We start from the raw sequence: 26,755 nt of genomic DNA on the forward strand, positions 1-26,755 counted from the left end.
GGCAAGGCCTTGCCTTGCGGCCCTAAATATTAATTCCGATAAAACAATGGCTTAGTGTCTACCCTCCGCTATCGAAGCAGGGGGTGTCTCCGGACGAGGTGAATCGAAGATGAGAGGTCCCTTCACCGGCGGCGCCAGTTCACCCCGTCGTTAGGCGCTCCGACTGGTTGACGGAATGGGGTTGTCGGCAGCGATGCTCGGCAAGATCCGCTTTGCGTACAGTGACACGGGAAAATTGAAGGTGCCGCGCAAGTTGATGCCTTCGATATGAGTTGGGGCGATTCGCCGGAGTTGCTCGGTCGCGATCGGCTGCCTCCGACTAGCTTCGATGTTCTCCAGGGCTCGTTGCATGTGGGTGGTGTTCCAGGCCATCAAGATGTTCGAGAGCAGGGTCAACGCCGATGACACTGCCGCGAGCGATTCTTGGCGCCGAGCTAGCTCCACCGGAATGCGACCGATGTGAATTGCGCGTTGCACGGTATGCACCGCTTCTCCCCGATTCAGGGCATGTTGCAACTCCGACCGGAAAGAGGCATTTGTGAAGTAGTCGATCAAAAAAATACTTCGGAATAAGCGGCCGATGTGAACGCCGCCATCGTACACAGCCTGCCCTCGAGCAGCTGATCCGAATCTGGCAATCGCTTCGATAGCCGTGCATTGGCCAGAGCGAATCGATGCGGCGATCCTCACGAACTCGTCCCACATGTCAACGATGAGACCGAGTCGGACGTCCCGATCCGTGACCCCTGCGAGCCGCGCCGGCACCACCTGACTGCGAGGCACGTGCAGACGTCGGTCACGAAGGTGTGACAGGCGAGGGCATAAATCAAAGCCAAGTGCCCGGGACACGCCCATCGCGAAATCGGTGTAACCGTGCGTATCGACGGCGAGTTGAGCGATGTCCTTGGTTGCGCTTTGCCGGACGACGCCCTCGATTGCTGCGCCTGCTTGTCGCTCATTCAGGATGATGGGCTGGTCGTAGAAAATGCCCCAACGATCCAGCACATGCGTGTACATCCCGATGGATGCAGTCCGGCGACGTGGATCCGCACGCGCTCGCCAAATCGTCCCGGTTGTCTCCAGCGACATCATGTCGGACGACGCTAGATCGGCTCGCCCCCAGTGGGCGGCGATCGGGTGTTCGTGCATGAATTCAAGGACGGCGTCGGCCGCTGTACGCAGCATTCGTTCGTCCGCGAGACGCTTCATCATTTGGCGAATCGCCTCAGTTGACACTTCCGGGACCATCCGAGAAATATCAGCTGCCGTCAGCGAGGTGCCGTGAGCCAGTATCGCCGAATACACCATCAGTAACTCGGTGCGTGACCGCGGCTCGCGTCCAAGCAGGATCCAACTGAAGCGTGTCGCACTATCGATCTCGAGGATGATCTCAGGAAATTGGCCTGGCGGATGAGCTTCGAAGATCTGACGGCGAAGTTGATCGGCTTCTGCGTCTGGATCCTGCGCAGCAATCGGGTCGAGGTGGACGGCAGTGTCAACCCGGATCGAACCATTGACCACGGCATCATCGAGTGATGCGAGGCGCTGTTCGAGCTGTTCAAGGATTGGTCCGAGAAATTCGTTCGGGTCTTGGGGCAGGCCGAGGTGTCCATAGTGATTGTTACGCTTTGCCTTCCACTGCTCGGCCGAGATCAGCATATGCGACTGACTTCTGAACGAGAAGCTGTGGTTGATGAAAACCGAGCCGTTGCGCAGGGCGACGCGGAGCGCAAAGAGGGTGGCCCACTCGAAGGCAATCATGGCCCGCAGCCGATCGTAGCCATCGATCGCCTCGCGCCACGCCCGCCCAAGCCTGATATTGACTCCGTCGGGCAGAAGATAAGCGCGGCGTCGATATAGCACACGTAACAACGAGAGGGCATCGATTACAGGATGAGCACCCTCGGCCTCGAACGGCAGCTGCACGATCCGATTCAAAAGGTTACGGGCGTAGTACCGCTTTCGGACCAGGCACTGCCGGATCTGGCTCCGACGGCTGGTGGGATGCGGTTGCAAAACATCATCTGCAAGCAGACAAAGCCTCTCACCGAGCTGTTCGCGCGAGAGGGTTTCATCATTGGCGAGTGCTTTGACGGCAAGCGCGAACTCGCGGAGTTGATCCGCGGCCTTCATCCGCATCGCATCCACTTCGCGTGACGTGTCGTTGACAACCTTCAGTACCCACCGCCGGAGCATCTCGAGTACCTGATCAGTCGCAATACAGAGGGAATACCGCATGAAACAGGCGGCTTCGATTCGTCGGTTTTGGGGTTCGATTCGCTTGCTGATTGATGGCGGGCGACTTGCACACCGGCGGGCGTAGTGGCGCACCATGGCATCGTTGCATTCAACCGGCCAACGCGTTGCCACCTCGTGCATCGTGAGCAAATTGACTTTGTCGAGGATCTCGCTCATCTGATGGGTCGAGTTACGCAACGGGACGGCCCACAGCCATCGCTGGAGACTTGAATGTTCGCCATGGGGCAGTGCCAGAATTCTCGCCCAACTCTCGAGTTTTTCTATACCGACAACATGCTCGAGCGCGCCGTGCAGTTGCCCCTCGATGTCGCGTACGGCCTGGACGACAAACTGCCTGAGCATGCGTTCCGGTGGTATCACGATGCGATGGTCGTAGAACCAACGTTTGAGATCGTTCGTCAACTGGCCGCGTTCCGGGCGGCCGGTAAGCTGTTCTTTGAGCCAACGGATGACATACCGACGTTGATGTTCCGCGATGGAGCGAAAATTGATGGTGTCCCGAGCAAATCGCTGGTGGTCGGATAAGGTCTTGAGGTTGCCATCGTAAAGTGAACGTAACGTGCCGAGGTCTGGCGGCTTTACATTCAGTTGTCGGCCAAGATGTCGCCATAGAACCGTGGGAATCTGCTTGTACGAGCCGAGCGGCCGGCCGGTCATGCGCAGAAAACCGATGTGCAACGCGACCGCAAGCCGAAAGAGATCGGTGCGTCTTGAATCAATGGCAACACGCTCCCGCTTGGAAAACGTGAAGAATGTGGCGAGCTCGAACTCGCTCAGCTCGCGCGGCACCTGCCGGATCCCGAGATATGCCAATCGCCAGTGGTCCATCAGCCACTCCGCATCGATGACGAAAGCGGCCCAGCGTAGCGAGGTAAAAAATGAGGTGCTACGGGGAAAGTCGGGATGGCGGCTGCAGGTGTCGATCGCCTAAGAATGGTGTCGGAACGAAAACGAGCCGAGGCGCTCAAGCTGCGCGAGCAGTCGTCGTTGAGACCAGGTGGCGTGCTTCAACAAGGAGCTTGCTCGATGCAGAATTTTCTTGCGACCCTAAAACGTCGCTAGTTCACCTTATGTCAAATTTTAAATAGCCATGATCACCCTCTATGGCGCGGGTTCGGCAATCTCGAATACGTCCATACGCTGAAAAATCTGCCAATCGGGCGCGCCCCCAACTGCAGCGCGCCCACCCTCAACCGACCATCAAACCGCCATCACCGTCACCGACTTCGTGACGAGATACGGCTCCAGCGCTTCCGGCCCGCCTTCCGACCCGTAGCCCGAATCCTTCACGCCGCCGAACGGCATTTCCGGCCACGGCGTCGCCGGCTGGTTGATCCACAGCATCCCGACTTCGAGGCGTTGCGTCAGCAGATGCACGTTCGCGAACGAACGCGTGAACGCGTAGCCGGCCAGACCGAACGGCAGACGGTTCGCCTCGGCGATCGCATCCTCGAGCTTGTCGAACCCGCGAATCGCCGCGACCGGGCCGAACGGCTCGTTGTTGAACACGTCCGCTTCGAGCGGCACGTTCGCGATCACGGTCGGGGCGAAGAAGTTGCCTTCCGCGCCGATCCGCTCGCCGCCGGTCTCGATGCTCGCGCCGACCTTGCGCGCGTTGTCGACGACCGACGCCATCGCGGTCAGGCGTCGCGGGTTCGCGAGCGCGCCGAGCGTCGTGCCTTCGTCGAGACCGTTGCCGATCTTCAGCCCTTCCGCATGCTTGACCAGCGCGCGCGTGAATTCGTCGCGGATGCTGTTGTGCACGAGGAAACGCGTCGGCGAAATGCAGACCTGTCCCGCGTTGCGGAACTTCGCCCCGCCGGCGGCCTTCACTGCGAGCGCGACGTCCGCATCCTCGGCGACGATCACCGGCGCGTGGCCGCCCAGTTCCATCGTCGCACGCTTCATGTGCTGGCCCGCGAGCGCGGCCAGCTGCTTGCCGACCGGCGTCGAACCCGTGAACGTGACCTTGCGGATCACCGGGTGCGGAATCAGGTACGACGAGATTTCAGCCGGATCGCCGTACACGAGACCGATCACGCCCGCCGGCACGCCCGCATCGACGAACGCGCGCAGCAGCGCGGCCGGCGACGCCGGGGTTTCTTCCGGCGCCTTCACGAGGAACGAACAACCAGTGGCGAGCGCGGCGCTCAGCTTGCGCACGACCTGGTTGACCGGGAAATTCCACGGCGTGAACGCCGCGACCGGGCCGACCGGTTCCTTCACGACCGTCTGCTGCGCACCGAGATTGCGCGGCGGCACGATCCGGCCGTACACGCGGCGCCCTTCGTCCGCGAACCATTCGATGATGTCGGCCGCCGACAGCACTTCGACGCGCGCTTCGGTGAGCGGCTTGCCCTGCTCCTGCGTCATCAACTGCGCGATCGCGTCGGCGCGTTCGCGCACCAGCGCGGCCGCCTTGCGCATCGTCGCCGCGCGTTCGTGCGCGGGCACCTTGCGCCATGCTTCGAAGCCGCGCTGCGCGGCGGCGAGCGCACGGTCGAGATCGGCGATGCCCGCGTGGGCCACCTTGCCGATCGCCTTGCCGGTCGCCGGGTTCACGACGTCGATCGTCTTGCCGCTCGCGGCGTCGACCCACTCGCCGTCGATCAGCAGTTGCGTATCCGTATAAGTCACGTTAGCCATCCAGACACCCCTACATTGCGTCGATAAAACGCGCGCGGCCGCGAACGGCCGCACGCCGGTTGACAGAAAAAGCCAAGCCGCCGGGGCAGGCACGCACCCGGCGGCGTCGACGGCAGGCACGCCGGCCCGCCATCGTTGCGCGGCGCACCGCGTTCAGTGCGCGGCCGCCGTCGCCTTGCGGAGTTTCGCGACGTCCGCCGCCTGCACGGCCGGCGCGCCGTTGTTCCAGCCGGCGCGCATGAACGTCAGCACGTCGGCGATCTGCCGGTCGTTCAACTGGTTCGAGAACGCCGGCATCGGATACGCGGACGGCACGCCGCCGATCACGAGCGTGTCGCTGCCGTTCAGCGTCACGTTGATCAGCGACGATGCATCGGCCTCGAGCACGTTCGGATTGCCGGCGAGCGGCGCGAGCAGCGGCGCGTAGCCGCGCCCGTCCACACCGTGGCAATGCAGGCAGTAAGCGTTATACACCTTCGCGCCCGGATCCGTTGCCGGTCGGCCCAGCGCGGCCTGCGTCGCCTTCGGATCGTAGCGGTACGGCGGCGCGCCCGTGCCGCCTGCCGCCGGCAGCGATTTCAGGTAGCGCGAGATCGATGCCAGATCGTCGTCGGTCAGTTCCTGCGTGCTGTGGTTGATCACGCTTACCATCGAGCCGAACGCGGTCGCGTGCTGGTTCGCGCCGGTCTTCAGGAACTGCGCGACGTCGGCCTCGTTCCAGCGGCCGAGCCCGGTGTTGTGCTCGCCGGTCAGGTTCGACGCGAACCAGTTGTCGATCGACGCGCCCGACAGGAACGCCGCGCCGCTTTCGTCGAGCGCCTTCTCCTGGAAGCCGACACCGCGTGGCGTGTGGCACGACCCGCAGTGCCCGAGCCCCTGCACGAGATACGCGCCGCGGTTCCACATTGCGTCCTTCGCCGGCTTGTCCGCGTATGGCGTCGTGTCGAGGAACACCTTGTTCCACAACGCGAGCGGCCAGCGCATGTTGAGCGGCCACGGGATGTCGGATGGCCGGTTCGCCTGCTTCACCGGTTCGACGCCGTGCATGAAGTACGCATACAGCGCCTTCACGTCGTCGTCCCTCAGCTTCGCGTACGACGGATACGGCATCGCCGGATACAGATTGTGACCGTCCTTCGCGACGCCCTTGCGCAACGCGCCGGCGAACTCGGCTTCGGTATAGCCGCCGATGCCGGTCTCCGGGTCGGGCGTGATGTTGGTCGTGTAGATCGCGCCCATCGGCGTGACCATCTTCAGGCCGCCCGCGAACGGCGTGCCGCGCGGCGCGGTGTGGCACGCGACGCAGTCGCCGGCTTTCGCGAGATACGCGCCGCGCGCGACGAGTGCGCTGTCGGCGGGCGCCGCTTGCGCGGCCTGCGCGGCCGTGCCGGCCAGCAGTGCGGACAGCGCGAGCAGCGACGCGCGGAGTGCATTCGGGTTCAGGGTGAGATGTCGCATGGTCGTCCCCTCCTCCTCAGGCCGTTTTCAGCTGGTTGCCGACCGGCAGCTTGCGCAGCCGCGTGCCGGTCGCCGCGAAGATCGCGTTCGCCAGCGCCGCCGCGGTCGCGGCCGTGCCCGGCTCGCCGATCCCGCCCGGCGCCTCGCCGCTCTTCACCAGATGGACTTCGATCGGGGGCACCTCGTTGATTCGCATCATCCGGTAGTCGGTGAAGTTGGTCTGCACGACGCGGCCGTCCTCGATCGTGATCTCGCCGTACAGCGCGCCCGTGATCCCGAAGATGATGCCGCCCTGCACCTGCGCCTCGATCGTGTTCGGATTCACGACCATCCCGCAATCGACCGCGCACACGACGCGCTTGACCTGCACTTCGCCGCCGTCCACCGCGACGTCGATGACGATCGAGAAGAAACTGCCGAACGCATGCATCACCGATACGCCGCGCCCTTGCCCCTTCGGCAGCGACGCGCCCCAACCGGCCGCCTTCGTCGCGACGTCGAGCACGTTGAGCGCGCGCGGCGTCTTGTCGAGCAGCGCGCGACGGTATTGCACCGGGTCGGTCTTGGTCTGCACGGCCAGTTCGTCGATGAAGCTTTCGACGACGAACGTGCTGCGCGTCGGCCCGACGCCGCGCCAGAACGCAGTTGGCACGTGGCGCGGCTCCTGGCGCACGTAGTCGACGAGCTGGTTCGGCAGGTCGTACGGCAGCTCGGCCGCGACCTCGACCGCGTCGGGATCGACGCCGTCCTTGACCGCGGGCGGAGCGAAGCGCGCGAGAATCGACGAGCCGACGATCCGGTGCCGCCACGCGACCGGCTTGCCGTTCGCATCGAGGCCGGCCGAGAGCGTGTCGTAGTAGCACGGCCGGTACATGTCGTGCTGGACGTCTTCCTCGCGCGTCCAGATCACCTTCACCGGGGCATTGACCTGTTTGCCGACCTTCACGGCCTGCCCGATCATGTCGGTCTCGAGCCGCCGGCCGAACCCGCCGCCGAGCAGATGGTTGTGCACGACGATCTTGTCCGGCGACAGGCCGGTCAACTGCTGTGCCGTGTCCCGTGCGCGGGTTGGCACCTGCGTGCCGACCCAGATATCGCAGCCGTCGCCGCGCACGTGCACCGTGCAGTTCACGGGCTCCATCGTCGCGTGCGCGAGCAACGGCTGTTCGTAGACGGCGTCGACGCGCGTCTTGGCGTTCGCGAACGCGTTGCCGACGTCGCCTTCCTTGCGCGCGACCGCGCCCTTGCCGTTCGCCGCCGCCTGCGCGAGATCCGCGAACAGGTCCTTCGTCGACACCTTCGCGCCCGCGCCTTCGTTCCACTTCACGACGAGCGCCGATGCGCCGCGCTTCGCGGCCCACGTGTGGTCGCCGACCACCGCGACCGCGTTGTCGACGCGCACGACCTGGCGCACGCCGGGGATCTTCTTCGCCGCCGTGTCGTCGACGCTCGCGACCGTGCCGCCGAACACCGGGCTGTTCACGATCACCGCGTACAGCATGCCGGGCAGGCGCACGTCGAGCCCGAACTGCGCGGTGCCGTCGACCTTCTCCGGCGAATCGAGGCGCTTCGCGGGCGTGCCGATCAGCTTGAAATCCGCCGGCTGCTTCAGCGCGACGTCCTTCGGCACCGGCAGTTTCGCCGCGGCGTCGGCCAACTGGCCGTACGATGCGCGCCGGCCGGTCGGCGGATGCTGCACTTCGCCGTTTGTCGCGCGGCAACTGGCCGGATCGACGTTCCATTGCTTCGCGGCCGCCGAGACCAGCAGCGTGCGCGCGGTGGCGCCCGCGCGGCGCAGCGGTTCCCACGCGTAGCGCACCGACGTCGAGCCGCCGGTGAGCTGGCCGCCGAGCAGCGGATCGAGGAACAGCTTCTCGTTCGGCGGCGCATGATCGAGCGTGACGCTCGACAGCGGCACCTCGAGCTCTTCCGCGATCAGCATCGGCAGCGCCGTATAGACACCCTGCCCCATCTCGACCTTCGGCATCACCAGCGTGATCTTGCCGGCGCGGTCGATCTGCACGAATGCGTTCGGGGCGAACACGCCCGACGGTGCGGGCTCGGCTGCGTCGCCGCCGATCACCGAGCGGCGCGCATCGTCGCCCGCCGCCGGCAGGCTGAAGCCGAGCAGCAAGCCGCCGCCGGCCGCCGCGCCGAGCGACATGCCGAGTTTCAGAAACCCGCGGCGCGACACACCGGCGCCGACCCTGCCTGCTTCGAGGAGTCCTCGCGACATGTCAGGCCTCCTTCGCGGCTTGTTTGACGGCCGCGCGAATGCGGTGGTACGTGCCGCAGCGGCAGATGTTGCCGGCCATGGCCGCGTCGATGTCGGCATCGCTCGGGTTCGGGTTCGATGCGATCAGCGCGGTGGCGGCCATCACCTGCCCCGACTGGCAGTAGCCGCACTGGACGACGTCGAGCTCGCGCCACGCCTGCTGGACCTTGTGGCCAGCCGGCGTCGCGCCGACGGCTTCGATCGTCGTGATCTTGCGGCCCGCGACGGCGGCGACCGGCAGCACGCACGAACGCGCGGCCACGCCGTCGAGATGCACGGTGCACGCGCCGCATTGCGCGATCCCGCAGCCGAACTTGGTGCCGGTCAGGCCGACGACGTCGCGCAGCACCCAGAGCAAGGGCATGTCGTCGGGGGCGTCGACCGAGCGGGTTTCGCCGTTGATGTTGAGGGTGATCATTCAGCCTCCGGGGCCGTTGTATTGGGGAGCGGCGCGAACGATGCGCGCCGCGTCATGGGGGCGTCGCCGTTGCGTCGTGCGCAACGGGTGCCGCGCGGCCCGGGTGCGGGCGAGCCGCGGCGGTGGTGTTGCGTGCTTGCGTCGTTACTCGGCCACGTCGATGGCCGACAGCACCTTGATGACGGGCGGTGCGGTGAACCAGTCGGCCGACTTCGTGCGGAATTCGCCGAAATACGGGCTGGCGAGATGCGCGTCGAACGCCGCCTGGTCGTCGTAGATCTCGTACAGATGCAGGGTCGGCGCGCCGTCCTGCTCGCGGAACAGGTCGTAGCGCCGGTTGCCCGGCTCGGTGCGTGTCTTCGCGACCATGCCGCGCAGTTCGGCCTCGGCGGCCTGCGCGTGTTCGGGTTTCAGGAACAGCGAAGCAATCACGTGAAGCGCCATTTTCTACTCCTTTGAAAACGGAAACGAGCATGCCACAAGCCGGCGTCTCGCGACGCCAGCGTGCAGCGGTTGTCTGTCGCCGAACGGCGGGATCAGGCCAGTTCGTCCGGGCCGACGCGCACGACGACCTTGCCGAAATTCTTGCCGGCCAGCAAGCCGATCAGCGCTTGCGGCGCGTCGGCGAGATCGGGCACGACGTCCTCGAGCGTCTTGACCTTGCCCTGCGCAACCCACTCGCTCATGTCCTTCAGGAACGGCGCATAGCCGGTTGCATAGTGATCGAGGATGATGAAACCCTGCACGCGAATGCGCTTGCGCAGGATCGCGCCCATCAGCGCCGGCACGCGGTCACGGCCGGTCGACACGGCCTTGTCGTCGTAGGCCGCATCGTTGTAGTGCGCAATGATGCCGCAGACCGGCACCCGCGCATGGTCGTTCAGCAGCGGCCACACTGCGTCGAACACCGCGCCGCCGACGTTCTCGAAATACACGTCGATGCCGTTCGGGCACGCGTCCTTCAGCTTCGCGGCGAACGCCGGATCGCGATGGTCGACGCACGCGTCGAAGCCGAGCGTGCCGGTCACGTACGCGCACTTGTCGGCGCCCCCCGCGACGCCGACCACGCGGCAACCCTTCAGCTTCGCGATCTGGCCGACCACCGCGCCGACCGCACCGCTCGCGGCCGCGACGACCACGGTTTCGCCGGCCTTCGGTTCGCCGATCTTCAGCAGCCCGGTGTATGCGGTGAAGCCCGGCATGCCGAGCACGCCGAGCGCGTACGACGGGTGCGCGAAATCGCGGCCGAGCGGGATCAGGTCGCGTCCGTCGGACAGCGCGTAGTCCTGCCAGCCGGCGCCGGCGACGACGAGATCGCCTTCGCGAAACGCGGGCAGGTTCGACGACACCACGCGGCTGACCGTGCCGCCGACCATCGGCTGGCCCAGTTCGGCCGGCGGCGCATAGGACGGCGCGTCGCTCATCCGGCCGCGCATGTACGGGTCGAGCGACAACCAGACGGTGCGCAGCAGTACCTGACCGGGGCCGGGAACCGGCACGTCACCGGTTTCGGCGCGGAAGTTGTCCGGCGTCGGTGCGCCGACCGGGCGCGAATTCAGGACGATCTGGCGGTTTGCGATCTTGCTTTGCGGCATGTGTGCCTCCGTCAACAGGAATGAACGTGCTTCGTGGGCACGATCGGATCAGGGATGGACCAGCGGGAAGTGCGCGTCTGCGGCGGCATCGGCAAGCAGGCCGGTGCGGTCGCAGGCAGGCGGTGGGAACGATCGGGACAGCGTAACGCGGCGTGAAGCGTTCGTCATGAGTGATTGAGTAGACCAGTCGTCTAGGGTCAAGGCAAAAACAAGGCGCGCCGGTGCGCGCCCGGACTACGACTGCGCACCGTCGGATGCGGCCGGCGGCAGGCTCAGCATGCGCCGCGTTTCGGCCATCGCCCTTTCGAGCGGCTGGCGGTTGCGGTGAATCTTTTCCAGCAGTGTCGCGCCCAGCCACAGCTCGTACAGGATCGCGGCCGTGTGCGACGGATCGTCGACGCCGCTCAGCGAACCGTCGGCGAGCCCGGCCTCGATGCCGCCCGCGAGCCGCTCGATGATCTGGCTGGTGCCGCGCCGCAGCACCGCGCGCATCGCTTCCGACAGATCCGACACTTCCGCGCCGAGCTTCACCGCGAGGCACTTGCCTTCCGGATCGTCCGCGCATTGCGTGTGCAGCCAGTTGCCCCAGTACGTCATCAGGCGCTCGGCGCCCGTGCCGGCCTGCTGCTTGAGCAGCTTGTCGAGATGCGCGAGATAGCCTTCGAAATACGATTCGAGCAGCGCTTCGCCGAATGCTTCTTTCGAGCCGAAGTAATGGTAGAACGAGCCCTTCGGGATGCCCGCTGCAGCGAGAATCTCGTTCAGACCGACCGCCGAGAACCCCTTGTGGAGCATGATCGGCTTCGCGATGTTCAGGATGTGCTGGCGGACTTCGGCGCCTGAAGATGCATTCATGATGGCGTATGGTAGCAACGATTAGACCGGTCGTCTAGTAACGTCGAGCCGGCATGTTGAGCGGCACTTTACCCGATCCCAGTCGTGCGCCCAATGCCCGGCCGGCGTGCTGCTCGCCCGCGCGTGCCGTCTGCGCGTGGCGCGTCATGTCGACGACTCGGTTTCGCCGTCAGCGCGGCGCTTCGTCGGCACGCTTTCTCGTGCGCGCCCGCCGCTCGCTCCGCTCGACGGCCGGGATGGTCTTGACGCCGCGCAACGGCGGCCGGCGCACCCGCGCCGCCATCTCGCGCCTCAGCGCGTCAAGTTCGGCGCTGCGCGCCGCGTCGGCCGCCAGTGCGCCGTCGAGCTGCCCCTGAAGCACGCCGCAGCGATGCAGCGCGTCACCGAGTTGTGCCTGTAGCGCGGCCGCTTCCTTCCGCTGCTGCGCGTCGCGCTGTTCCGCGCGCGATGTCGCCGCGTCGAGTTCCTTTTGCAAGCGCACGGTCGCGAGCCGCTCGCGATCGATTTCCTGAAGCGCCCGCTTTTCCGATGCGCGCAGCCGCTCTTCGGCGCGCCCGGTGTCGTCGCGCAGCCGGTCGAGCTGGGTGGTGAAGTCCGCACGGGCCTGCGCGAGTGCACGGTCGCCCTCCGCGTTGTCTGCCTTCAGGCGTTCGATATCCGCTTGCATTGCCCGCCGCGATGCATCGTCCGCCGCTCTTGCCTGCTCCAGTTCCTGAATGCGGACCTGCGCAGCCAGCAGCGCGGCCGTGCGTTGCTCCAGCGCGGTTTCGGTGCGGGCCAGTTCGGCTTGCAGCGTCGCCACTTCTGCTTGCGCCGCTGCCCGCTCGGCCTCGACTTCCGCGCGCAGCGCGTCGAGTGCGGCGGCCGCGTCGGTGCTCGACCGGTTCCATAGCGCCGCAACCAGTTCGCCGGCCGCCGCCTGCAGATCGGCCGGCAGGTCCGGATGCTCGATGCGCACACGGCTCTTTTCCCGCAGCTCGGCCCAGAACTCCCCGAGAACGGCTGTCGGCGTGCTCATGCTGCCCTTGCGCACGAGCTGGTACAGGCGGTTGGCCGTCGGCGTGATGCCGAAACGGAAGAACAGCAGTGCGCAGGCTTCGCGGTACAGCTCGCGGGTTTTCGGGAAGTCGGCCTTGAGGCGCTCGATTTCGGCGGTCAGGCGGGGTTCATCGGCGGCGAGGTCGGACATGGCGGGCTTCGAAGGAAATTTCGTAAATAATATAACGTAAACCGTTAAATACCCAATTTTTCAGGGTTTAGATTTGACATTATTTCTATAATGTTGAATCGTCGGCTTCGGGCGGCCCTCCCCGATCACAGCGTTGAATCTTCCCGCCCAGCCCGCCTTCGCGTCGAGCATCGCGCCCCGTTGCCCCGCTATCCGGCCGCCTGTCACGGACCTGCCATCGTCGACCGGTAGCGTTCGAGCTTCCCCCCGTTTTCTACAGACGAACCCGCCATGCAGCGCCCGTCGCGCGCCACGTCCCACGTTTACACAGCCACGTCCCGCGCCCTCGCCGTCAGCCTCGCGATCAACCTGCTGTTGCTCGCCGTCGAGGCGGCGGCGGCATGGTCCGCGCATTCGTCGGGGCTGCTCGCGGACGTCGCGCACGCGGCGATCGATCTCGCAGCCGATGCGCTGCTCCTCGTCGCCTGCCGGTTCGACGCGCGCCTGCCGCCGGAGCGCCGCCCGACCTACGAGCCGCTCGCGCTCGCGGGCCTCGGCGCATTGCTGGCCGTAACCGGTGCGCAGATGATCTGGCATGCGCTGACGCGGTTCGATACGCCGCCCGTCGTGCAGCCGGGCGCGACCGCGCTTGCGCTGGTTGTCGTCACGCTCGCCGGCAAGGCCGTGCTGTCGTACTGGATGCTGCGCAAGGCGCGCGAGACCGGCTCCGCGCTGCTCGAGGCGAGCGGCTGGCACGTGCGGACCGATGCGCTGTCGTCGTTGCTCGCGGCGCTCGCGATGAGCGCGGCGCTGGTCGGCTTCGGCCGTCTCGACGACCTCGCGGCGCTCGCGATCGGCGCGCTCGTGATCCGCACGGGCGCCGGGTTCGTCCGTCGCGGCTGGGCGCAGTGGCCGGCATGGGCGGATTGGGCGAATCGCTCGACGCGCGGGTCGTGAACGCCGCGGGTGTCGCCCAACGCCCGATTCGCGCCCATGCCTGTACGATCGGCCCCGCGTAACAGGCTATCGTTTGTTTTTCGTTGATACAGGCTATGATTTGTATTTGTACAATACATGCCATAAACTGTATTTTCCGATTACAAACGATCGCCTGTCATCTCGCGGAGCGCCCGATGGCCTTTCCAGTCCAGACCCTGACCCAGTTGCGCCCGATACTCGTCGGCTTCCGGAAATCCGCGGGACTCACGCAGGCGCAACTGGCCGCCCGCCTCGGCATCACCCAGCAATCCTATGCCCAGCTCGAAGCCAACCCGTCGGCGGTCAGCATCGAACGGCTTTTCAAGGTGCTGAATGCGCTCGGCGTTCGGATGATGCTCAGCCCGGACGAACGGGATGCGCCGGCGGAAGCGGCCGATTCGGCTTCCGGCGCCGAGCCGCCGGCGCGCCGCAAGCCGGTCGCGAGCAAGCGCGGCGCCACGGCCGCCCAGGCCTCGACCGGAGCCGCGGCCGACGCCGCGCGGAAGCGCCCGGCAGCGACGACTCGCGCCAGGCCACGCGTGTCGAAGCGGGAGGACTGGTGACGATGGCCGGACGTGCCCGCCACGACCGGCTCGACCTGTGGATGAACGGCATTCCCGTCGGGTACTGGGAAATCCGCCGCGGCGTCGAACGTCTCGTCTACCTGCCGGACTGGCTCGAGGATCCCCAGGGCCGGCCCCTGTCGTTGTCGCTGCCCTTCACGCCCGGCAACCAGCCGCACCAGGGCGCGATCGTGGCCGACTACTTCGACAACCTGCTGCCGGACAGCGAGCCGATCCGCCGCCGCATCGCGCAGCGTTACCGGCTCGGATCGACGGCGCCGTTCGAATTGCTCGCGTCGATCGGCCGCGACTGCGTCGGCGCGATCCAGATGCTGCCGCCGGGCGAGACGCCGGTCGATCTCGAGGCCATCGAAGGCGCGACGCTCGACGACGCAGCCGTCGCCGACGTGCTGCGCCACGCGACCGCCGCGCCGTTGCCCGGCCGCGCGGAGCCGGACGCCGACCTGCGCCTGTCGATTGCCGGCGCGCAGGAAAAGACCGCGCTGCTGCGTCGGCGCAATCGCTGGCTGCGGCCGTCGGGCAGCACGCCGACGACGCACATCTTCAAGCTGCCGCTCGGGCGTGTCGGCAACATGCAGGCCGACATGCGCACGTCCGTCGAAAACGAATGGCTGTGCTCGAAACTCGTCGCCGCGTACGGCCTGCCGGTCGCGCCGTGCGAGATCGGCCGGTTCGACGACCAGAAGGCGCTGATCGTCGAGCGCTTCGACCGGCGTCCGTCGCGCGACGGCTCGTGGATCCTGCGATTGCCGCAGGAGGACATGTGCCAGGCGACCGGCACGCCATCGGGAGCGAAATACGAATCGGACGGCGGCCCCGGCATCGAGACGATCATGGGCATCCTCGCGAACTCGGCCGAAGCGTCGCGCGACCGGATGAATTTTTTCGTCGCCCAGCTCGTGTTCTGGGTGCTGGCGGCGATCGACGGCCACGCGAAGAATTTCAGCATCGCGCACCTGCCCGGCAATGCGTATCGAAGCACGCCGCTGTACGACGTGCTGTCCGCGCATCCGATCATCGGCACGCGCCGCAACCAGATTCCGCCGCGCCGCGCACGCCTCGCGATGGCTGTCTGCGGGAAGAACCGGCACTACGTGATCGGCGAAATCCAGCCGCGCCACTGGATCGCGCAGGGCCGCCGCGTCGGCCTGACTGAAGACGACGTGCGCGTCGCGATGGCGGCCGTCGCCGCACGGACGGAGCCCGCGATTGCCGAAGCCGCTGCGCAGATCCCGGCGGATTTTCCGGCGGACGTGGCCGACGCGATCTTCGACGGCATGCGTCGGCACAGCCGCAAGCTCGCGGCGGCCGATCCGGCGTGATCGAAGGCATGCGCGGCGGCGTAACGGCCGCCGGCGCCAGGTCGTTCAGCCGGCGTCGCGAGCGCGGGCGAGTGCCGCCAGGTTGCCCTCGCCGAACCCGTGGTGCCCCTTGCGCTGCACGATCTCGAAGAAGATCTCGCCGGGACGGCGTTTGACGAAGGTCTGGAAAAACAGCCTCGGCACGCCGTCGCTGCCGATCTCGCCGTCGACCAGCACCGCGCGGCCGCGCAGCGCGTCGAGATCGACGCCGTGCCCCGGCAGCCGCGCATCGACGTCGTCGTAATAGCGTGCGGGCGGCTCGATGAACTCGACACCGTTCGCACGCAGCGCATCGACGCACGCCAGGATGTCGTCGGTGGCCAGTGCGACGTGCTGCACGCCCTCGCCCGGATGGTCGGGCAGGTACGCATGCATCAGCTCGGTGCGCCGCGTACCTTCCTCATAGACCGGAATCCGCACCGCGCCGCACGGCGACACCATCACGCGCGATTCCTCCGACACATGCCAATGCGCGTCGATCTGGTGGATCTCGCGGAAATGCAGCAAGTCATGGTAGAAATCCAGCCACTCCTGCATGCGGCCCGCGCCGACGGTTTGCGTGAAGTGGTCGACCTGCTGCAGGCCGACGCCCGCGCAATCGAGATCGGTATGCGCGGTCGCGATGTCGATCGGTCGGAAATCGATGTCGAAGATCGAGATGTCGCCGACGCCGCCGCGCTGGCCGTCCCGCCCGCGCCACCGGTCGACGAAATACAGGTGCGAATCGCCGATGCCCTGGATCGCCGGAATCTTCAGTTCGCCGACGCCGACCTTTTCGCCTTCGAACGCCCACGCACCGAGCTGGATCGCGCGCTCGAACGCGCGCCGGGCGTTCGCCACGCGCAACCCGATCGCGCACACGCCCATCCCGTATTCCTCCGCATAGCGCGCGGCGAATGACTCGGGTTCGGCGTTGATCAGGAAATGCATCTGCCCCTGCCGGTACAGCGTGACGTTCTTGCTGACGTGCCGCGCGATCGCCTTGAACCCGAACTGCTCGAAGCGCTGCGCAAGCGCGTCCGGCACGGGCGCCGCGAATTCGACGAATTCGAGGCCGGCCATCCCGAGCGGATTGGCGGCCGGATCGGCGACGGGCGGCGTATCGCTGGATAACGGGTGGGAATTGCCGGGCATTCCAGTCTCCGGGGGCATGCGGTCGATGGGGGAATGGTGCCTGTCGCGTGCGGCATGCGCGGCCGATGTGGCGGCCGCACTTCCGCCCCGGACGGGCGAGTTGTCGATGCTGCAGATTTTAACCAGATCGTTCACGGCGGCACACCCCGGCCGAACGGGATATCGACACGCCGCCTAGTGCAAACCCGAAAATCGTTCGATAATCGCACGAAATTGAACGATAATCGCGCGCATTATCCGATTGGCCAATTGCCGCCGTGCGGCGCGCGCCCTATTCTCCGTTCACCCATCGACTTCAATGCAGCATCGGACGCGGCGCCGCCACGATTCCACGATGCGCCGTGCCAGGAGACACCGCCATGACCCCTACCTTCGACACCCTCGACGCCGCCGCCGGCGCGCGTGCACGCAGCCAGGCCCGCAAGGCCGCGATCGGCAGCTTCGTCGGCGCCGTCGTCGACTGGTACGACTTCCTGCTGTATGGAATCGTCGCCGCGCTGGTATTCAATTCCGAGTTTTTCCCGAAAGTCAGCCCGACGATGGGCACGCTCGCGGCGTTCGCCACCTTCGGCGTCGGCTTCCTGTTCCGGCCGCTCGGCGGCATCGTGTTCGGCCACTACGGCGACCGGCTCGGCCGCAAGCGGATGCTCGTGCTGACCGTGATGCTGATGGGGCTGTCGACGGTCGCGATCGGCCTGCTGCCGACGTTCGCGACGATCGGCTGGTGGGCGCCCGTGCTGCTGGTGCTGATGCGCGCGATCCAGGGTTTCGCGGTCGGCGGCGAATGGGGCGGCGCGGCGCTGATGGCCGTCGAGAGCGCGCCGAAGCAGAAGAAGGCGTTCTACAGCAGCGGCGTGCAGGTCGGCTACGGCGTCGGGCTCGTGCTGGCCACCGGCATCGTCTCGATCCTGAGCCATACGCTCGGCGAGGCCGCGTTCAAGTCGTGGGGCTGGCGCCTGCCGTTCGTGTTCAGCATCGTGCTGGTGCTGATCGGGCTCTGGGTGCGCAAGAACATGGACGAATCGCAGGAGTTCGTCGACAAGGTCGAGCACGGCAACCGCAAGCTGCGCCTGCCGGTGCTGGAAGCGCTGACGCGCCACCCGAAGGCGTTCCTGCTGATCGTCGCGCTGCGGCTCGCCGAACTGTTCACGATGTACATCGTCACCGCGTTCGCGCTCAGCTATTCGACGACAAACCTCGGCATGTCGCGCGACCTGTTCCTGAACATCGGCCTGCTGGTCGGCGCGGTGAGCTGCGTGACGATCCCCTGCTTCGCGTGGCTGGCCGATCGCTACGGCCTGCGCCGCATCTACCTGATCGGCGCGCTGATCGGCCTTGCGTCCGCGGTGCCGTTCTTCGTCGCGCTGGAGTCGCGCTCGATCGCGTGGATCGTGATCTTCTCGATCCTGCTGGCGAACGCCGCGCACGACATGGTCGTAAGCGTCCAGCAGCCGCTGTTCACCGAGCTGTTCGGCGCCGAATATCGCTACAGCGGCGCCGGCGTCGGCTATCAGTTCGCGAGCGTCGTCGGCGGCGGGTTCACGCCGTTCATCGCGGTCGGGCTCGTCAGCGTGGCCGGCGGTTCGTGGCACCTCGTGGCCGGCTATCTGGCGGCCGGCTGCCTGATCTCGCTGGTGGTCGCCGCGCGGATGCGGGCGGCGCAATGATCGCCTAACCGGATGGCCGACCCGATTCACGGTCGGCCACGCGGCCGGTCATGCGACCATGCCGGCCGACATTCGACGTGCTGCAATTCGACCTGCTACATCGCGGGCGCGACGTCAAACACTGTCAGTTACGCGCGCCGATTCCCCTTTTCCCCCTCCGAACATTCCACGCCGCGTGCCGACCAATGGCATCATATGGGCCTACGTCAGTCACCGATACGCCCCCATATCATGTCGAATCTCATCGTCCACGGCGGCACTCCGCTGCGCGGGGACATCAAGCCGTCCGCGAACAAGAACGCCGTCCTGCCGATTCTGTGCGCCACCCTGTTGACCGATCAGCCGCTGCGTCTCGTCGGCGTGCCGGACATCACCGACGTGCGCAAGATTCTCGATATCTTCCGCACGCTCGGCAGCGACGTGTCGGTCGATTTCACGACGGGTCTGCTCGAGCTTCACCATCGCAACACGACGTTCGATCCGGCCGTCCATCGGCTGCCCGAGGCGATGCGTTCGTCGATCATGCTGATTCCGCCGCTGCTCGCGCGCTTCGGTGTCGCGCGCCTCGAGAACGACGTGAAAGGCTGCACGCTCGGCGTGCGCGAGATCGATCCGCACGTCGAGGTGTTCGAACGTTTCGGCGCGCACATCGAACGCACGCCCGATTCGCTGATCGTTCGTACCGACGGCCCGCTGACGGCCAACGATCACTGGCTCGACTACGCGTCAGTGACGACCACCGAGAACTTCGCGCTGTGCGCGACGGCCGCGAACGGCACGTCGACGCTGATGAACGCGGCCTCCGAGCCGCACGTGCAGGAGTTCAGCCAGTTCCTCGCGATGATCGGCGTCGCGATCGAGGGCATCGGCACGTCGCGGCTTTGCGTGACGGGCGGCGGCAAGCTCGGCGGCGGCGAGTTCCGCTTCGCCGAGGACTTCCATGAAATCGCGACGTTCCTCGCGCTCGGCGCGATCACCGGCGGCGACATCACGGTGCGCAATTCGTCGCCCGAGCATTTCCCGCTGATCGACCGCACGTTCGCGAAATTCGGCGTCACCGTCACGCACCGCGATGGCTGGTCGCGCGCGGAGCGCGACGGCCCGCTGCGCGTGCGCCGGCCGTTCACGCAGAACATCCTGACCAAGGTCGAGGCCGCGCCGTGGCCGTACCTGCCGGTCGACCTGCTGCCGATCTTCATCGCGCTCGGCGTGCGTGCGGAAGGCAGCGCGATGTTCTGGAACAAGGTCTACGACGGCGCGCTCGGCTGGTCCGGCGAACTGTCGAAGTTCGGCGCGCACGTGCTGCTGTCCGATCCGCACCGGCTGATCACGTTCGGCGGGCTGCCACTGACGCCGGCGCGCGTCGAGAGCCCGTACATCATTCGCGTCGCGATCGCGCTGCTGATGGTGGCCGCGAGCATCGAAGGCCGTTCGGAAATCATGAACGCGCTGCCGATTCGCCGCGCGCATCCGCATTTCGTCGAAAACCTGCGTTCGGTGGGCGCGAACGTCGAGTGGACGAGTAGCGAGTAAAGTCATGACGGATGCGGCGCGCGTAACGGTCGCGTCGCATCCGGTTCTCGCGCTTTTCATGCCGTATCGGTCGCTTCCATGCGCGGCCGCGCAGCGCTCTGCCATCGGCCGCCATCTATTCACGTCAGCACACTGCGTGCTGCTTCACGCTTCTTCCCGCAGTCTGCGCCAGACTGGCGATGCATCGTCGGAACGTCTACTTCCGCGACCCGTCGGCTTTTTCCCGCTCGCGGAAAACCAGATTCAGACCTGTCCAATTGCCGAAACGTGAGCCCCTATCCGGCGGGCAAGGATCGCGGATCAACCGATCTCCCGTTCCCCCACCAGTCGCGCGATAATCGCCCACTCCTGCGCGAACATCGCGCGCCATAGCCCATTCGTGATGACGAAAAAGCCCGAACTCGACCGACGCGACTGGATTGCCGGCCTCGAAAAAGGCCTGATGATCCTGGAGGCTTTCGACAGCCAGCACGCGCGCATGACGCCCACGCAGGCCGCCGCACGCACGGGCCTCACGCGCACGGCCGCGCGGCGCTACCTGTTGACGCTCGAATCGCTCGGCTACGTGTACACCGACGGCAAGCTGTACGGCCTCACGCCGCGCGTGCTGCGGGTCGGCTGGTCGTACTTCGATTCGGCGCGGCTGCCGCGCACGGTCCAGCCTTATCTGCAGCAACTGAGCGCGTCGCTGAACGAATCGGCGTACGTCAGCGTGCTCGACGGCTGGGAACTCGTGTTCATCGCCCGCAACGGCGTGTCGCGCGTGATGACGACGGGTTTCGTGCTCGGCGCGCGCGTGCCGGCGCCGCTGACGTCGCCCGGCGTCGTGCTGCTCGCCCATCATCCCGATCGCGAAGCCGTGCGCGCGTGGCTCGACGAGACCGAGCTGCCGCCGTTCACGCCGCACACGATCACCAACAAGGCGCGGCTGCTCGAACAGGTCGACCATGCGCGCGATGCCGGCTACGCGGCGATCGAGCAGCAACTGCAGGTCGGCGTTCGCGGGATCGCGGTGCCGCTGAAAAACCGTCACGGCGAAGTCGTCGCCGCGCTGAGCACGAACATGCCGATCGGCGCGGAGACAACCGACGCGGCCGTGCGACGTGTGCTGCCGCATCTGCAGGAAGCCGCGCTCGCGATGCTCAACGTGCTGTAGCGACCGACGCCGCCGTCACCCGATCCGCCACCACCGCGGCAGCAGGTTGCGCACTTCGCGCCGTCGGTAACGGTCGTCGATCAGATGCACGACGCCCTCGTCTTGCTCGGTGCGGATCACGCGCCCGGCCGCCTGCACGACCTTCTGCAGCCCCGGATACAGGTACATGTAGTCGTAACCGTTGCCGAAGCGCGCGTCCATCGCGCGCCGCATCTGCTCGTTGATGTCGTTGACCTGCGGCAGCCCGAGCGTCGCGATGAACGCGCCGATCAGCCGCTCGCCGACCAGGTCGACGCCTTCCGAGAACGCCCCGCCCAGCACCGCGAAGCCGACGCCGCGTCCGCCCGCGTCGAAGCGCGCGAGAAACGCGTCGCGCTCGCTTTCGGCCATGCCGGGCGCCTGCGCCCACACGGGGACGTCCGGATGGCGCGTCTGCATCAGCGCGACCACGCGCCCGAGGTAGTCGAAGCTGCTCAGGAAGCCGAGATAGTTGCCGGGCCGTGCCGCGTATTGGGCGGCGATCAGGTCGGCGATCGGTTCGAGCGAACGATCGCGGTCGCGCCAGCGCGTCGACACGTGGCTCGCGACGCGCACCGTCAGCTGCTCGGCGCGGAACGGCCCGTCGACGTCGAGCCAGCCCGTATCGCCGGGCAACCCCAGCGTGTCGCGATAGAAATGGAACGGGCTCAGCGTGCCCGAGAACAGCACGGTCGCACGCGCGGCTTCGTAGCGCGGCGCGAGGAAACCGGCAGGGATCACGTTGCGCACGCACAGCGTCGACTGGACGCGGCGCCGACGGCCGGCCGTCGCGACGCCGTCGAGCGCCGGCTGCCGCGGCATCGGTTCGCCCTGCAGCGTCGCGTCGAAGATCGACGCGCTGTCGAACGCCTCGGCCAGCACGCCGAACTGGATCGCCTCGAAATGAAAACGCAGCAGCGCGTCGCCGTTCGCGCGCGGCGCGTCGGTCAGGTGTTCGCCGATCGCCGCGACGAGGTTCTGCACGGCCGACACGATCGGGCCCGGCACGTCGGGATAAGCCGCATAGCGCTCGGCCTGCGCGCGATTGAGCGTGCCCCACGCGCGGGCGAGCCGGTCGAATGCCTTGCGCAACGCGGCCGGCGCGGCTTCGCGCGCGGCCGCGAACGCGAACGGATCGAGCGACGCGCTGTACATCTTGCGGGCGCGGTCGAGCAGGTTGTGCGCTTCGTCGACGAGCACGCCGACGCGCCACTGGTTCTGCTGCGCGAGCGTGTGCAGCATCGCGCTGCCGTCGTAGTAGTAGTTGTAGTCGCCGATCATCATGTCCGACCAGCGCGCGAGTTCCTGCGCCAGGTAGTACGGACAGACGTCGTGCGCGAGCGCGGCGGCGCGCACGGTATCGCGATCGAGCAGCCCGGCCTCGATCGCCGCGTCGCGCGCGGCCGGCAGCCGGTCGTAGAAGCCTTTCGCGAGCGGGCACGATTCGCCGTGGCACGCGAGGTCCGGATGCTCGCACGCCTTGTCGCGCGCGACGAGTTCCAGCACGCGCAACGGCAGCGCGGGCGTGCCGGCGCCGAGCGTCGTCGCCGCTTCGAGCGCGAGCGCGCGGCCGGGCGTTTTCGCGGTCAGGAAAAATACATGGTCGAGCTCGCCCTCGCCGCATGCCTTCAGCAGCGGGAACACGGTGCCGAGCGTCTTGCCGATGCCGGTCGGCGCCTGCGCCATCAGGCAGTGTTCGTTGCGCGCCGCGCGATAGACGGCCACCGCCAGCTCGCGCTGGCCGCTGCGGAACTGCCCGTGCGGGAACGCGAGCGCGCGCAGCGCCGCATCGCGCGCGGCGCGGTGGGCCGTCTCGCGTTCGGCCCAGCCGACGAAGCACGCGCACTGCTCGGCGAAGAACGTCGCGAGCGTGGCGGCATCCAGCGTTTCCGTCAGCACCGTCTCGCGCTCGGACACGATGTCGAAATACACGAGCGCGACGTCGATTGCCTTGAGGTCGCGCGCGTCGCACATCAGGTGCGCATAGACCTTCGCCTGCGCCCAGTGCAGCGCGCGATGGTTGGCCGGCATCGCGTCGAGGCTGCCGCGATAGGTCTTGATTTCCTCGAGCCGGTTCGCCACCGGATCGTAGCCGTCGGCGCGGCCGCGCACGGTGAGCGTGCCCCACGTGCCCGTCAGCGCGATCTCGGTTTCGTAGCGCGCGCCGCGCTTCGACGTGACCGCGCCGTGGCCGGCGATGCCTTCGAGCGCGGTCGGCGCGGGCGTGAAGCGCAGGTCGAGATCGCCGCGCCGCGCGGTGAACTCGCACATCGCCCGCACCGCGACCACGTAGCTCATGCGGACAACCCCGCCGCCTCGGCGTGCGCGACGTCGTCGCCGGCCCATTCGACGTCGACGACGCGCACCGGCATCCGGTGGGCGAGGCAGTACGCGAGCCAGCGCGTCTGGTTGTCCTGCAGCCGGTCGCCGGGGCCCTTCACCTCGATCAGCTCGTAGCGGCGCTCGTCGGGCCAGAAGCGGACGAGATCGGGCAAGCCGGACCGGTTGCTGCGGATATCCGCGAGCAGGCGCGTGAACCACAGCCGCAGGTGCTCGGGCGGCAGGCAGGCCAGCGCTTCGTCGAGCAGCGCGTCGGTCAGCACGCCCCAGAACACGAACGGCGACTGCAGCCCGGCCTTCGTCGCGAAATGCCGGCGGATCGTGTCGCGGTACGCGCCCGAATCGAGTTGCGCGAAGCAGGCGTCGAAGGCCGCCGCGCGGCGCACGGCGAAATCGGGTGCGTGCAAGTCGGCCGGGCCGCGCTGGAACGGGTGAAAGAATGCGCCGGGCACGGCCGCGAACACGGGCTCCCAGCACAGCAGCCCGAACAGCGAATTGATCAGCGTGTTTTCGACGTAGTGGACCGGCGAAGCCGGCTGCGCCAGATGGTCGCGCACCGCGAATTCGACGCTGATGGACGCGTCGGGACGCGCAAGCACGAGCGTCTCGCGCGGCACGTCCGCGGCAGCGGTCGCGCGTTCGACGCGCTGGCCGGCACGGCGCTGCAGGCGCGGCAGCATGCGTTCGACGCGCTGACGCTCCTCGTCGCTCTCGAAGCCGCCGCGGGCGTCGAGCGCCAGCGCGAGCGCGTCGTCGTCGCGCCCGCAGCGTTCGAGCACGCGGATTCGCCGGTGGCGGCTGCCGGGCCACGCGCTGCGCGCGTATGCGTCGAGTGCGGCGCACCAGTCGGCACGGCGTTCGCATGCCTGGCCGAGCGCGAACAGCAACTTCGCGCGGCGCGTCGCGAGCCACGGTTGCGCGCAGTCGACTGCATCCAGCGCGCGGATCAGGTCGTCGAACGGCAGATCGTCGGGCCATGCATCGAGTGCGTCGCGGCACATCTGCAGCGCGAGATACGCGTCGACGTCGCCGCGCTGCTGGAACGCGCGCGACGATGGCGCGATCGGCACGCTTTCGTACTGGAACACGCCGAGATCGGCGAGCACGAATTCGCTCCAGTCCTGATGCAGATTGCCGAAGAACATCAGCCGCAGCCGGTCGCACAGCGCGCCGACCGTCACCCGTAACACCCGATCGCCGGGCTGCGCGCACCACGCGTCGAGCGGTTGCGCGACGTCGTGCGCGGGCCGCAGCCGGTCGAGCCAGTCGGCCTTGCGCTCGCTCGCATGCGCGGCGAGCGCCGGGAAGACGCGCAGCAGATCGGCCTTGGTGGACAGCGCGAACAGCTCGTCGAGCGTGAGCGCCGGCGCCGGATCGACCCAGCCGAGCGCGACGAGCGGCGCGGCGGCGTCGAGCGTGCAGCCGATCTCGTCGTACACGAGCTTGGTCGCGCGGAAATCGGACCCGTTGCGCATCAGCATCCGCACGAGCAGCGCGCGCGACGCCTGCGGCAGCGTCGCGAACTGCCGGACGAACGCATGCTCGTGCGCGTCGAACAGGTCGTCGTAACGCTCGCCGAGCCAGGCCAGCGCGCGTTCGAAATTGGTCAGGTAGTAAAACGCCGGAGGCGTCGGCGAGGCAGGCGTCACGGGGATCGATCACTGTACATTTGTACAGGTCGCAATCATATCAAATATGACGGGCAATGCCGCACGCGGCATCGCCCTTGCGCTGCCCGGCCGGTCAGAACTGGTAATTCACCGACATGTCGAACACGCCGTTGGTCGACTGCTGCGTGATCGGGCTGCGCGCCGCGCGGCCGACGAGCTGCTCGAGCGCGCCGTCCACCGTGACGAACCAGTGCTTGTTCACGAACCACACCATCGTCATGCCCACGCCGGCCGACTTGATCCCGGCCCCCGACGAATAGGCCGGCAGCCCGGAGCGCGCGGCCGCGCCCTGGTTCACGCCGAACCAGCTGTTCATGTAGCGGGAATCGGCGAACGTCACGGTCGGCCCCGCGAACCAGAAGAAGTGCTCGTTGCTGCCGGGCATCGGCATGTACGCGGAGAAATCGCCGGTCCAGCCGTTCGACCCGCCGATGCTGCGCCGGATGTCCGCGCGCAGCACGAGCGGGAAATCCTTCGAGACCACGTAGTCGGCCGCGAGCTTCATCACGGGCGCCGCGTTGATGTTGTCGAGACCGTTCAGGTGACCGAGATCGTCGGCCGACCGGCGCCCGAGGTCATAGCCGACCGACAGACTCACGCGCCAGTTCGGCCCGCGCAGCACGTTCGCGCCGAGGCCCTCGCCCGTCGACAGGAAGAACAGGTCGCGATAGCGGATGTCGAAATTCGGGCCGCCCATCACGCGATAGCGGTCGGAGCCCGCGTAGCGCGGCTGCAGCGTCATCGCGGCGCCGACGCTCACCTGCCACGTGGGGATGTTCGGATCGAAGAGTTTCTGGAGCGGTACGCCCGCCGTGTATTGCCATTCGCCGAGCGGCGAAGGCGTCTGGGCCGACGCGTCGCGGGCGCCGGCGGCGGCGAGCGCCGCGAATGCCGACAGGCCGGATACGAACCGGCGTACGCCGGCGGACAGCAACAGGCGAGCAACAGTGGTCAAGGCGGTCTCCGTCGGTTGCACGAAACGAACCTGAGGGAAAGCGCGTCGCGCTTCATCGGCTGCAACGGCAGGCAGCCTGCGGCGCGAACGTAGCATGCGCTGAATTAACGGACATCCTACGCGACGCGCGCGCAGACGCAAAGCGCCCGTTGTGGGCGGGCACTTTGCCGAAAGCCGGCACGAGCCGGCGGACGATTGCGGAATCAGAAACGCTCGACGTGATAGTCGCCGGCGAGCGCGGCCGGACTGCGGGTCGACATCATCCGCGAGAAGCCGTCGGCGAGCCGGCCGAGCGCGAGCTGCTTCTGGCTCGCGTCCCAGTGCGTGTAGGTGTCGTAGGCGGCATCGTCGAACGAAACGGTGACGGCGACCGGACGGCCGCTCGCGCGAAAGCCGATCTGCAGCACGCCGCCCGGCAATTCCTCGATGTGATAGCGGAGCGAACGCGATTCGAAATAGCGGCCCAGTACCTGAGCGATCGCGCGCTTGTCTGGCGATTGCACGTGAATGTCCATGACGGTCCTCCTTTTCAATGTTCGCGTGGCCGGTCGTGGCGCACGGCGCCCGCCCGGCATCCGCATCGGCGGCGGGTTCGACGGCGGATCGCCTTGCGGCAGCCCGTCGGGCACGGGCGGATCGACCGGGTCGTCGTGCCCGGGCGGCGGCGGATCCGGGTCGACGTCGG

Annotated in this window: 20 protein-coding genes; 6 read left to right on the forward strand and 14 right to left on the reverse strand. The window is 67.2% G+C overall.

Annotated elements, in window-relative coordinates; translation table 11 throughout:
- Positions 1-150 precede the first annotated feature (150 nt).
- From KR541_RS26790 to KR541_RS26830, 9 genes are all read right to left on the reverse strand, one after another.
- A complete protein-coding gene (locus KR541_RS26790) occupies positions 151-3,087 on the reverse strand; it encodes a Tn3 family transposase (RefSeq protein ID WP_216090248.1) in 2,937 nt (978 codons plus the stop codon).
- Between the two features lie 372 nt (positions 3,088-3,459).
- The gene (locus KR541_RS26795) at positions 3,460-4,905 is read right to left on the reverse strand and encodes an NAD-dependent succinate-semialdehyde dehydrogenase (protein WP_050011075.1); all 1,446 of its coding nucleotides are present in this window, start codon (positions 4,903-4,905) and stop codon (positions 3,460-3,462) included.
- A gap of 153 nt (positions 4,906-5,058) precedes the next feature.
- A complete protein-coding gene (locus tag KR541_RS26800) occupies positions 5,059-6,363 on the reverse strand; it encodes a c-type cytochrome (RefSeq protein ID WP_050011074.1) in 1,305 nt (434 codons plus the stop codon).
- 16 nt (positions 6,364-6,379) lie between these two features.
- On the reverse strand, positions 6,380-8,599 hold the full coding sequence (locus KR541_RS26805) for a xanthine dehydrogenase family protein molybdopterin-binding subunit (protein WP_216089909.1): 2,220 nt from the start codon (positions 8,597-8,599) through the stop codon (positions 6,380-6,382).
- 1 nt (position 8,600) lies between these two features.
- On the reverse strand, positions 8,601-9,056 hold the full coding sequence (locus KR541_RS26810; protein ID WP_006479019.1) for a (2Fe-2S)-binding protein: 456 nt from the start codon (positions 9,054-9,056) through the stop codon (positions 8,601-8,603).
- A gap of 144 nt (positions 9,057-9,200) precedes the next feature.
- Positions 9,201-9,500: a putative quinol monooxygenase gene (locus tag KR541_RS26815; RefSeq protein ID WP_050011072.1), complete on the reverse strand. Its 300-nt coding sequence runs from the start codon at positions 9,498-9,500 to the stop codon at positions 9,201-9,203.
- Between the two features lie 92 nt (positions 9,501-9,592).
- Complete coding sequence (locus KR541_RS26820) at positions 9,593-10,651, reverse strand: NADP-dependent oxidoreductase (protein ID WP_050011071.1); 1,059 nt, start codon at positions 10,649-10,651, stop codon at positions 9,593-9,595.
- Positions 10,652-10,885: 234 nt separating this feature from the next.
- Positions 10,886-11,506, reverse strand: a complete 621-nt coding sequence (locus KR541_RS26825; protein WP_050011070.1) for a TetR/AcrR family transcriptional regulator — start codon at positions 11,504-11,506, stop codon at positions 10,886-10,888.
- Between the two features lie 169 nt (positions 11,507-11,675).
- Positions 11,676-12,695, reverse strand: a complete 1,020-nt coding sequence (locus KR541_RS26830) for a DNA-binding protein (protein ID WP_204384263.1) — start codon at positions 12,693-12,695, stop codon at positions 11,676-11,678.
- 270 nt (positions 12,696-12,965) lie between these two features.
- On the opposite strand from KR541_RS26830, the gene KR541_RS26835 reads away from it, so the two are divergent.
- From KR541_RS26835 to KR541_RS26845, 3 genes are all read left to right on the forward strand, one after another.
- Positions 12,966-13,631, forward strand: coding sequence for a cation diffusion facilitator family transporter (locus tag KR541_RS26835; protein ID WP_050011068.1), 666 nt, complete (start codon positions 12,966-12,968; stop codon positions 13,629-13,631).
- 176 nt (positions 13,632-13,807) lie between these two features.
- Complete coding sequence (locus KR541_RS26840; protein ID WP_050011067.1) at positions 13,808-14,215, forward strand: helix-turn-helix domain-containing protein; 408 nt, start codon at positions 13,808-13,810, stop codon at positions 14,213-14,215.
- A 2-nt stretch (positions 14,216-14,217) separates the two neighbouring features.
- Entirely contained in the window at positions 14,218-15,558 is a 1,341-nt protein-coding gene (locus KR541_RS26845; protein WP_050011066.1) for a type II toxin-antitoxin system HipA family toxin, read from the forward strand.
- A 45-nt stretch (positions 15,559-15,603) separates the two neighbouring features.
- Here KR541_RS26845 and KR541_RS26850 read toward each other — a convergent pair whose 3' ends face one another.
- Positions 15,604-16,731, reverse strand: coding sequence for a 4-hydroxyphenylpyruvate dioxygenase family protein (locus KR541_RS26850; RefSeq protein ID WP_050011065.1), 1,128 nt, complete (start codon positions 16,729-16,731; stop codon positions 15,604-15,606).
- A 359-nt stretch (positions 16,732-17,090) separates the two neighbouring features.
- On the opposite strand from KR541_RS26850, the gene shiA reads away from it, so the two are divergent.
- The 3 genes from shiA to KR541_RS26865 all read left to right on the forward strand — a co-directional run bounded on the left by shiA (position 17,091) and on the right by KR541_RS26865 (position 21,087).
- Entirely contained in the window at positions 17,091-18,398 is a 1,308-nt protein-coding gene (gene shiA, locus KR541_RS26855) for a shikimate transporter (RefSeq protein ID WP_089489376.1), read from the forward strand.
- A gap of 231 nt (positions 18,399-18,629) precedes the next feature.
- Positions 18,630-19,931, forward strand: a complete 1,302-nt coding sequence (locus KR541_RS26860; RefSeq protein WP_050011063.1) for a UDP-N-acetylglucosamine 1-carboxyvinyltransferase — start codon at positions 18,630-18,632, stop codon at positions 19,929-19,931.
- A 382-nt stretch (positions 19,932-20,313) separates the two neighbouring features.
- Positions 20,314-21,087 carry an IclR family transcriptional regulator domain-containing protein gene (locus tag KR541_RS26865; RefSeq protein ID WP_050011062.1) on the forward strand — a complete coding sequence of 258 codons (774 nt, stop codon included), beginning with the start codon at positions 20,314-20,316 and terminating at the stop codon, positions 21,085-21,087.
- Positions 21,088-21,102: 15 nt separating this feature from the next.
- Here KR541_RS26865 and KR541_RS26870 read toward each other — a convergent pair whose 3' ends face one another.
- From KR541_RS26870 to KR541_RS26885, 4 genes are all read right to left on the reverse strand, one after another.
- Entirely contained in the window at positions 21,103-23,403 is a 2,301-nt protein-coding gene (locus tag KR541_RS26870; protein WP_216089910.1) for an ATP-dependent DNA helicase, read from the reverse strand.
- A complete protein-coding gene (locus KR541_RS26875; protein WP_124630234.1) occupies positions 23,400-25,094 on the reverse strand; it encodes a VRR-NUC domain-containing protein in 1,695 nt (564 codons plus the stop codon). Before KR541_RS26875 ends, KR541_RS26870 begins: the two co-directional genes overlap by 4 nt.
- 94 nt (positions 25,095-25,188) lie before the next feature.
- A complete protein-coding gene (locus KR541_RS26880) occupies positions 25,189-26,070 on the reverse strand; it encodes a MipA/OmpV family protein (RefSeq protein ID WP_050011059.1) in 882 nt (293 codons plus the stop codon).
- Positions 26,071-26,273: 203 nt separating this feature from the next.
- Positions 26,274-26,585, reverse strand: coding sequence for an ATP-binding protein (locus KR541_RS26885; RefSeq protein ID WP_041492268.1), 312 nt, complete (start codon positions 26,583-26,585; stop codon positions 26,274-26,276).
- Positions 26,586-26,755: the final 170 nt, after the last annotated feature.

The organism is Burkholderia sola, assembly GCF_905400185.1.
Classification (GTDB): domain Bacteria; phylum Pseudomonadota; class Gammaproteobacteria; order Burkholderiales; family Burkholderiaceae; genus Burkholderia; species Burkholderia sola.